At 61.3% G+C, this 8300-nt stretch carries 8 protein-coding genes; 6 read left to right on the forward strand and 2 right to left on the reverse strand.

Annotation, left to right across the window (positions count from 1 at the left end; all coding sequences use genetic code 11):
- The first annotated feature begins 71 nt into the window (after positions 1 to 71).
- A complete protein-coding gene (locus NLX68_RS21960; protein WP_254285773.1) occupies positions 72 to 1322 on the forward strand; it encodes an MFS transporter in 1251 nt (416 codons plus the stop codon).
- 24 nt (positions 1323 to 1346) lie between these two features.
- On the opposite strand, the gene NLX68_RS21965 is transcribed toward NLX68_RS21960, so the two are convergent.
- Complete coding sequence (locus NLX68_RS21965) at positions 1347 to 2888, reverse strand: AmpG family muropeptide MFS transporter (RefSeq protein ID WP_010220811.1); 1542 nt, start codon at positions 2886 to 2888, stop codon at positions 1347 to 1349.
- 43 nt (positions 2889 to 2931) lie between these two features.
- Positions 2932 to 3276: an MGMT family protein gene (locus NLX68_RS21970; protein WP_254285774.1), complete on the reverse strand. Its 345-nt coding sequence runs from the start codon at positions 3274 to 3276 to the stop codon at positions 2932 to 2934.
- A 161-nt stretch (positions 3277 to 3437) separates the two neighbouring features.
- On the opposite strand from NLX68_RS21970, the gene NLX68_RS21975 reads away from it, so the two are divergent.
- The 5 genes from NLX68_RS21975 (at position 3438) to groL (ending at position 8106) form a co-directional block, all read left to right on the forward strand.
- A complete protein-coding gene (locus tag NLX68_RS21975; RefSeq protein WP_254285775.1) occupies positions 3438 to 4445 on the forward strand; it encodes a DUF481 domain-containing protein in 1008 nt (335 codons plus the stop codon).
- A gap of 110 nt (positions 4446 to 4555) precedes the next feature.
- Positions 4556 to 5287, forward strand: coding sequence for a HugZ family protein (locus tag NLX68_RS21980; RefSeq protein ID WP_254285776.1), 732 nt, complete (start codon positions 4556 to 4558; stop codon positions 5285 to 5287).
- A gap of 64 nt (positions 5288 to 5351) precedes the next feature.
- Positions 5352 to 5855, forward strand: a complete 504-nt coding sequence (locus tag NLX68_RS21985) for an FxsA family protein (RefSeq protein ID WP_115085452.1) — start codon at positions 5352 to 5354, stop codon at positions 5853 to 5855.
- 257 nt (positions 5856 to 6112) lie between these two features.
- On the forward strand, positions 6113 to 6406 hold the full coding sequence (locus NLX68_RS21990) for a co-chaperone GroES (protein WP_016395539.1): 294 nt from the start codon (positions 6113 to 6115) through the stop codon (positions 6404 to 6406).
- Positions 6407 to 6453: 47 nt separating this feature from the next.
- A complete protein-coding gene (groL, locus tag NLX68_RS21995) occupies positions 6454 to 8106 on the forward strand; it encodes a chaperonin GroEL (protein ID WP_254285777.1) in 1653 nt (550 codons plus the stop codon).
- Positions 8107 to 8300 lie beyond the last annotated feature (194 nt).

The following is an 8300-nucleotide window of genomic DNA, read 5'->3' on the forward strand; positions in this document are numbered from 1 at the left end:
GTCTTCGCGCTATCTGCGCCTGGTGCATTCTGGCATACAGGCTGGCTTACTTCTGTTTGCCCGGTCTTATCATGCTTACCCCCCTGATCAACATCACGCCTTTGCGGGCGTTTTGTTTCGCCATGACCCTGGCGCTGTTCGAACTGCTCACCTACCTCGCCAGTGACGTGGTGATGCCGGCCATGCCGGTGGTGGTCGGTGACCTGAACGCCAGCCCCGAATTCATTCCCCACGCGTTGAACCTGTACCTGCTCGGTGGCGTGCTGTTGCAATGGCTGATCGGCCCGCTGGCCGACCGCTATGGCCGTCGTCCGATGCTGCTGGGCGGCTGTGCGTTCTTCTGCCTGGCCTGCATCGCCACCTTCTGGGTGCAGAGCATCGAGTTGTTCAACCTGCTGCGGCTGCTGCAGGGTATCGGCCTGGGCTTTGTGGTAACGGTCAGCTACCCGGCGCTCAACGAGGCGTTCAGCGAGGCCGATGCGGTGCGAATGATGGCTTTGCTGGCCAACATCGCCTTGCTGTCGCCACTGCTCGGCCCGCTGGTCGGTACCCTGCTGCTGGAGTGGGTGTCCTGGCGCTGGCTGTTCGTGCTGCTTGGCACGGCGGCGGTGTTGGCCTGGTTCGCCCTGTACCGGTTCATGCCGGAAACCCTCGGCGTCGAGCGCCGCGACGGCTCGCGCCTGGCGTTCCAGCCGATCCACCTGCTGCCGTTGCTGGCAGGGTATGGGCAACTGTTGGCCAACCGCCGCTTTGTTGCCGGCAGTGCTGCGCTGGGCCTGGTCGGCCTGCCGCTGATCGGCTGGATCGGGCTGTCGCCGGTGCTTTTGATCCATGACGAGGGCCTGAGCACTTTCGATTACGCCCTGTGGCAGTTGCCGGTGTTTGGCGGCCTGATCCTCGGCAACCTGATCATCAACCGGATTGCCGACCGTTATGCACTCACCGCCTTGGTGCGCCTGGCGTTGTGGCCATTCCTGATCGGTTTGCTCGGCATGATGCTCGGCACCTGGCTGCTCCCTTCGGTACTGAGCCTGGTGATCGGCATGTCGGTGTATGCGCTGGGCCTGGGCATCGCCAACGCCGTGCTGTACCGCATGACGCTGTTCTCCAGCGAACAGAGCAAGGGCCTGGTGTCGGCGATGCTGGGGATGATCACCATTGCCCTGCTGGGCCTTGGTGGGGCGTTGCTGGCGATGCTCGGCGCTGGCGCCAGCCTGTTGCACTTCGCCTTGGCGGCAGGCGCGGCGGGGATTCTGGCGCTGTGGCCGCTGTGGGTCGTTCTGAGCGCTTGCAGTCGCTTGCCAGAGGCTATCCCGGAGTAAATCCGGCAATAGCCTCAGCGCGGTTCAGGGGCGTTCTGCAGCGGCGTTTTCGACGGGCTCTTGCTTGCCCCGCTCCTGGTGCCACTGCAGGGCAATCAGAATCAGGGTCGGCACGCCGAGCAGGGCGGTGATCAGGAAGAAGTCGTGATAACCGAACTTCTCGACCATCACCCCTGAATAGCCGCCGATCAGCCGTGGCAACAGCAGCATGATCGAACTGAGCAGGGCGTACTGAGTAGCCGAGAACTTCAGGTTGGTCAGGCTCGACAGGTAGGCGACGAACGCCGAAGTGGCCAGGCCTGAACTGAAGTTGTCCAGCGAGATGGTGACGATCAGCATCTGCAGGTTGGCGCCCATGTCGGCGAGCATCAGGAACAGGATGTTGGTCGCCGCCGAAGCCACGCCGCCGATGAACAGGATCGGCAGAATGCCGAAGCGCACGATCAGCAGGCCACCAAAACCGGCACCCACCAGGGTCATGATCAGGCCGAAGATCTTGCTGACACTGGCGATCTGGTCCTTGGTAAAGCCCTGGTCGATGTAGAACACGTTAGCCATCACGCCCATCACCGTGTCGGACATCCGGTAGGTGGCGATCAGCCCGAGCAGCAGCAGGGCCTGCCAGCGATAGCGGGTGATGAAATCGTTGACCGGCGTGAGTACCGGCGCCAGCCCGCGCCGACCCATGGACGACAGGCACAGGGCGGTGAGGGTGATGTAGAGGATCGCGCGCAGGAAGGCGCGGTCTTCGAGCAGCAGGTCGAGCAGGCTCACGCCTTCGAACAGCACGCTGGCAAAATCGGTGTTGTACAGCTGGGTGAAGGTCGCCGGTACCGATACCAGCAGGATGATCAGCACGAACACCGACGCCAACTGGTGGGCCAGGCCATAGCGCGCCGCCGACAGCTGGGTGCGCAGCGGCACGGGTGGTTCGCGCATCAACAGGGTGGTGATGACCGCTGGCAGCATCATCACGCCGAACAGCACGTAGGTGCCGGTCCAGGCTTTGTGCAGGTAGCTGAAGCCGGTGGAGCCGAAGCCTTCGGCGAAGAACAGCGCACCGGCGGTGGCCAGCAGCGCAGCAACCCGGTAGCCGGCCATGTAACTGGCGGCAAGGGCGGCCTGGCGCTGGTCGTCGGCGATTTCCAGGCGGTAGGCATCGACGGCGATGTCCTGGGTAGCCGAAGCAAAGGCCACCAGCACCGCCAGGGCGATCAGCCACGACAGATGCTTTTGCGGGTCGCAAAAGCCCATGCCGACCAGGCCGATGACGACCAGGACTTGCGACAGCACCAGCCAGGAACGGCGGCGTCCGAGTTTGCCAAGCAGCGGCAGGCGCCATTGGTCGAGCAGCGGCGACCACACCCACTTGAAGGCATAAGCCAGGCCGATCAGGCTGGCATAACCGATGGTTTCACGGGCCACGCCGGCTTCGCGCAGCCAGACCGACAGGGTCGAAAACACCAGCATGTAAGGCAAGCCGGCGGCAAAGCCGAGCAACAACAGCACCAGTGTCGACGGGCTGGCATAGGCAGCGAGCGCAGCGCGCCAGGTTTTACGGGGCATGGGCCAACATCTGCCTCAAGTTTGCGAAAACAAAGCGCGCACTCTAACCGCTGTGCTCCATCGGGCGCCAGCCATGGCGCAGCATATCCACACGATTATTGTGCAAGGTGATGCCTTCTGCGCGCAGTCGCGCACGCTGTTCGTCGCCCGAAGGGGTGCCCAACGCCAGGCTCAAGCGCCCGCCGGCGCCCAGTACCCTGTGCCAGGGGAGCTGGGTGTCGCTGGGCAACTGGCTGAGGGTACGCCCGACCCAGCGCGCTGCGCGACCAAGGCCGGCCAGTTGCGCGAGCTCGCCGTAGCTGATCACCTTGCCCTCGGGCACCTGGCCAAGCACCAGATAGAGTGCCATTCGTCGGGCTTCGGCGCTGTCGGTCGGATCGCCAGGCATCCCGTTCATCGCGGGATGCGCCCATGCCGTGCGAGGAGCACCGGGCCGTGCGGGCAAATAAGAATTGAACTCATCGACATGGGGCAGGTCAGTCCTTGCTCTGATGGCGGGTATCTGGATAATGCCCGACTTTTTTCGCGAACCCGAGTCCGTTGCTGCTTATGTTTTCTAGAGCCCTGTTGTGCGTTGCCCTCGCCGCTGCCTGTTCCCCCGCCCTTGCAGACACCGTGTGGATGAAAAACGGTGACAAGCTCAGTGGCAAGATCAAGGTCTTCGATGGCGGCAAACTGTTGCTCGAAACATCGTACGGTGGCTCCATCGCCCTGGACTGGAAACAGGTCAAGACCCTGGAAAGCGACCAGGAGCTGCTGGTCAAGCAGGATGCCTACAGCGGTGAGAAGGCCAAGTCGCTGCACGCGGCGGACGCAGGCCAGGTGACGTTGGCCAATGGCGAGACACCCAAGACCGTCGAGCTTGCCAGCATCCAGCAGATCATGAAGCCAAAGCCGGTGGTCGAGGACCTGTCGTGGAAGGGGAACGTCGACCTGGCCATGGACTACAAGCGCGCCGAAACCGACAGCGACGACTACGACATCGACTTCAAGACCACCGCACGCCACGGCCGCTGGCGGCACCAGGCCGAAGGCGAATACAACCGCGAGAGCAAGAACGACGTCACCACCACCAACAACTGGAGTGGCGAATACGCGCTGGACCGCTTCATCACCGAGAAGTGGTTCTGGCAGGGCCGTCTGGAATACAAGCGCGATCATATCGAAGACCTCGCTCGCCAGCGCACCGTGGGTACCGGCCCGGGTTACCAGTTCTGGGACAATGAACTGGGCGCGTTCTCCCTCGGTTCGCTGCTCAACCGTACCGACTATGAATACGCTGACGGCGGCAAGGACAACTTCTATTCCTTGGCCATGAAGTGGGACTACAACCGCTACCTGATCGGCAAGCGCGTCGAGTTTTTCACCAACGGCGAAGTCGGCAAGCCTCTGGGCGGCGTCGCCGAGTACGCCCTGGATGCCGAAGTCGGTCTGCGCTACAAGGTCACCGAGTGGGCGTCGCTCAACCTCAAGGCCGAGAAGGACATCATCAGCGGTACCCGTGACAGCGACCTGGACAAGACCCGCTATACCGCAGGTTTCGGCGTCGCCTGGTAAGCACGCTGGCAACCCTGAGCGATAATGATTATTTTGTCGGTTAACTAGCCTGGCCGTGTGTTCGTGCGCACGGCCAGCATTACGAGGTTTATCGAGCGGGGAGTCATACAGTGAGCGCTAAAGCCGCAACACAGGCACGGGAGCTGCTGCTCAAGGAATACCGCGGGGTGCTGTCGACCCATTCCAAGTCGATGCCGGGGTTTCCCTTCGGTTCGGTGGTGCCGTACTGCCTGGATGCCGACGGTAACCCACTGATCCTGATCAGCCGCATTGCCCAGCACACCCACAACCTGCAAAAGGATCCCAAGTGCTCGCTGCTGGTGGGGGAGCGTGATGCTGAAGATGTCCAGGCAGTGGGGCGCCTGACCGTGCTGGCCGAGGCGCACAAGCTGGTTGCGCCCGAAGCGGTCGAAGCCGCTGCCGAGCGTTACTACCGTTATTTCCCCGAATCGGCCAATTATCACGCCGCCCACGATTTCGACTTCTGGGTGCTCAAGCCGGTGCGCCATCGCTACATCGGTGGTTTCGGCGCGATTCACTGGATCGATCACCTGACCCTGGCCAACCCCTTTGCCGGCAAGGCCGAACAGAGCATGATCGAGCACATGAACAGCGATCATGCCAACGCCATCGAGCACTACGTCCAGCTCAGCGGCCTGCCTCAGGGCACGGCGGCGCAGATGGTCGGTATCGACAGCGAGGGCATGCACCTGCGCATTGGCCAGGCGCTGTACTGGTTGCCGTTCGCGGCGCCCTGCAATACGCCGATACAAGTGCGCGAAGCCCTGGTTTTTCTGGCCCGCGCTGATCAATGGCCGCAACGTGCAACCGCCGAGGCTTGAAATGGCGATGGATCGCATCCATTAAAGGTCTACTGCAAGGACATCTTGCGCAGAGGAACCGTTGATGCGTGCTTTTCTATTGCTGTTTCTGATTTTTCCGGTGCTGGAGCTGTATGTGTTTTTCAAGGTCAGCACCGCGATCGGCTTCTTTCCGGCGCTGCTGCTGATCATCGCCGGCTCCGCCCTGGGCGTGCTGGTGGTGCGGGTGGCGGGTCTGGCCACCGCCCTGCGTGCCCGCGAGAGCCTGCAGCGTGGCGAGTTGCCTGCCGAAGACATGTTCCACGGGCTGATGTTGGCGCTGGGTGGCGGCCTGCTGCTGTTGCCAGGTTTCATCAGTGACGTGATCGGCCTGGTCTGCCTGCTGCCGTTCACCCGCCGCCTGCTCGGGCGCAAGATGCGCGAGCGCGCCGAGGCCCAGGCCATGCGCCAGCGCGCCTTTGGCGATGACCCGTTCATGGCGCGCCCAGGTCAATCCAGCCGTGGCCACCAGCCAACGGTGATCGAAGGCGAAGTGGTCGGCCGTGAAGATCCTGCTCAGCCCAACCTGCGCAATCCTCGGGATCTGTAAAGGTTGCTTGTGCTTTGCCAACGGCCCCTTTTGGGGCCGTTTTGCTGTACAGGGGACTGATCGCTAAAAATTTTCATCAGCAAGCCTTGTAATTGCCCTTGGCGACCTCATGTATGGGTCACCGCAAGGTTTCTGGTGATTTGCACCAGACATTACATGTGTGGTCCGCCCTGCGGGCTACGAGCGGCTACGCCGCAAGCATCAACCCGCCGGTGTCGATACCGGCCGATGAAAACCACAATTAGGAGAGATCGACAATGAAGCTTCGTCCTCTGCATGACCGCGTCGTTATCCGTCGCAGCGAAGAAGAATCGAAAACCGCTGGCGGTATCGTTCTGCCAGGTTCGGCCGCTGAAAAACCTAACCGTGGCGAAGTCGTCGCTGTAGGTGCCGGCCGCATTCTGGACAACGGTGAAGTGCGTGCGCTGGCCGTGAAAGTGGGTGACAAGGTGGTTTTCGGCCCTTACTCGGGCAGCAACACTGTGAAAGTTGACGGCGAAGACCTGCTGGTGATGGCTGAGAACGAGATTCTCGCTGTCATCGAAGGCTGATTCCGCTGGTTTCCCGTTACTCCAAAGTATTCAAGGATTAAACGATCATGGCTGCTAAAGACGTAAAATTCGGCGACTCCGCCCGTAAGAAAATGCTCGTTGGTGTCAACGTTCTGGCTGACGCTGTAAAAGCCACCCTGGGCCCGAAAGGCCGTAACGTTGTTCTGGCCAAGAGCTTCGGCGCTCCGACCATCACCAAAGACGGTGTTTCGGTTGCCAAAGAAATCGAGCTCAAAGACGCCTTCGAAAACATGGGCGCCCAGCTGCTCAAAGACGTTGCCTCCAAGGCCAACGACGAAGCCGGTGACGGCACCACCACCGCAACCGTTCTGGCTCAGGCCATCGTCAGCGAAGGCCTGAAAGCCGTTGCTGCCGGCATGAACCCGATGGATCTGAAGCGTGGTATCGACAAGGCCACCATCGCCATTGTCAAAGAGCTGAAGTCCCTGTCCAAGCCATGCGCCGACTCCAAGGCCATCGCTCAGGTCGGTACCATCTCGGCCAACTCCGACAACTCCATCGGTGACATCATCGCCGAAGCCATGGAAAAAGTCGGTAAAGAAGGCGTGATCACCGTCGAAGAAGGCTCGGGCCTGGAAAACGAACTGTCGGTCGTGGAAGGCATGCAGTTCGACCGTGGCTACCTGTCCCCTTACTTCGTCAACAAGCCAGACACCATGGTCGCCGAGCTGGATGGCCCGCTGCTGCTGCTGGTTGACAAGAAAATCTCCAACATCCGTGAACTGCTGCCAGTTCTGGAAGCCGTTGCCAAGGCCGGCCGTCCGCTGCTGATCGTGGCTGAAGACGTTGAAGGCGAAGCGCTGGCTACCCTGGTAGTCAACAACATGCGCGGCATCGTCAAGGTTGCTGCGGTCAAGGCCCCTGGCTTCGGTGACCGTCGCAAGGCCATGCTGCAGGACATCGCCGTCCTGACCGGCGGTACCGTGATCTCCGAAGAAATCGGCCTGAGCCTGGAGTCCGCTACCCTGGAGCACCTGGGTAACGCCAAGCGTGTGACCCTGTCCAAGGAAAACACCATCATCGTCGACGGCGCTGGTGTACAAGGCGACATCGAAGCGCGCATCGCCCAGATCCGCACTCAGGTTACCGAGACTTCCTCGGACTACGACCGTGAAAAACTGCAAGAGCGTCTGGCCAAGCTGGCTGGCGGTGTTGCCGTGATCAAGGTCGGTGCTGGCACCGAAGTCGAAATGAAAGAGAAGAAAGCCCGCGTTGAAGACGCCCTGCACGCTACCCGTGCAGCCGTTGAAGAAGGCGTGGTGCCTGGCGGTGGTGTTGCCCTGGTTCGCGCTCTGCAAGCGATTGCCGAGCTCAAAGGCGACAACGAAGACCAGAACGTTGGTATCCAGCTGCTGCGTCGCGCTGTTGAATCGCCGCTGCGCCAGATCGTTGCCAACGCCGGCGACGAGCCAAGCGTGGTGGTCGACAAGGTCAAGCAAGGTTCCGGCAACTTCGGTTACAACGCTGCTACCGGCGAGTACGGCGACATGATCGAAATGGGTATCCTCGACCCTGCCAAGGTAACCCGTTCGGCCCTGCAAGCTGCAGCTTCGATCGGTGGTCTGATGATCACCACCGAAGCCATGGTTGCTGACGCTCCAGTAGAAGCTGGTGCTGGCGGCGGCATGCCAGACATGGGCGGTATGGGTGGTATGGGCGGCATGGGCGGCATGATGTAAGCCAGCCTGACCCGCTCGATAAAAAGCCCCGCCTAGTGCGGGGCTTTTTTTTTGCCTGAATTCTGGGGTTGCTGTGCAACCCATCGCCGGCAAGACCGGCTCCCACAGGGATCTGTATGGACTGCCCCCAAGAAGTTGGACACCAATCCAACCCTTGGGGGAGTTATGAGCAAGTACTCAGAGCATTTCAAGCT

It is taken from the genome of Pseudomonas sp. SBB6 (assembly GCF_024213215.1).
Classification (GTDB): domain Bacteria; phylum Pseudomonadota; class Gammaproteobacteria; order Pseudomonadales; family Pseudomonadaceae; genus Aquipseudomonas; species Aquipseudomonas donghuensis.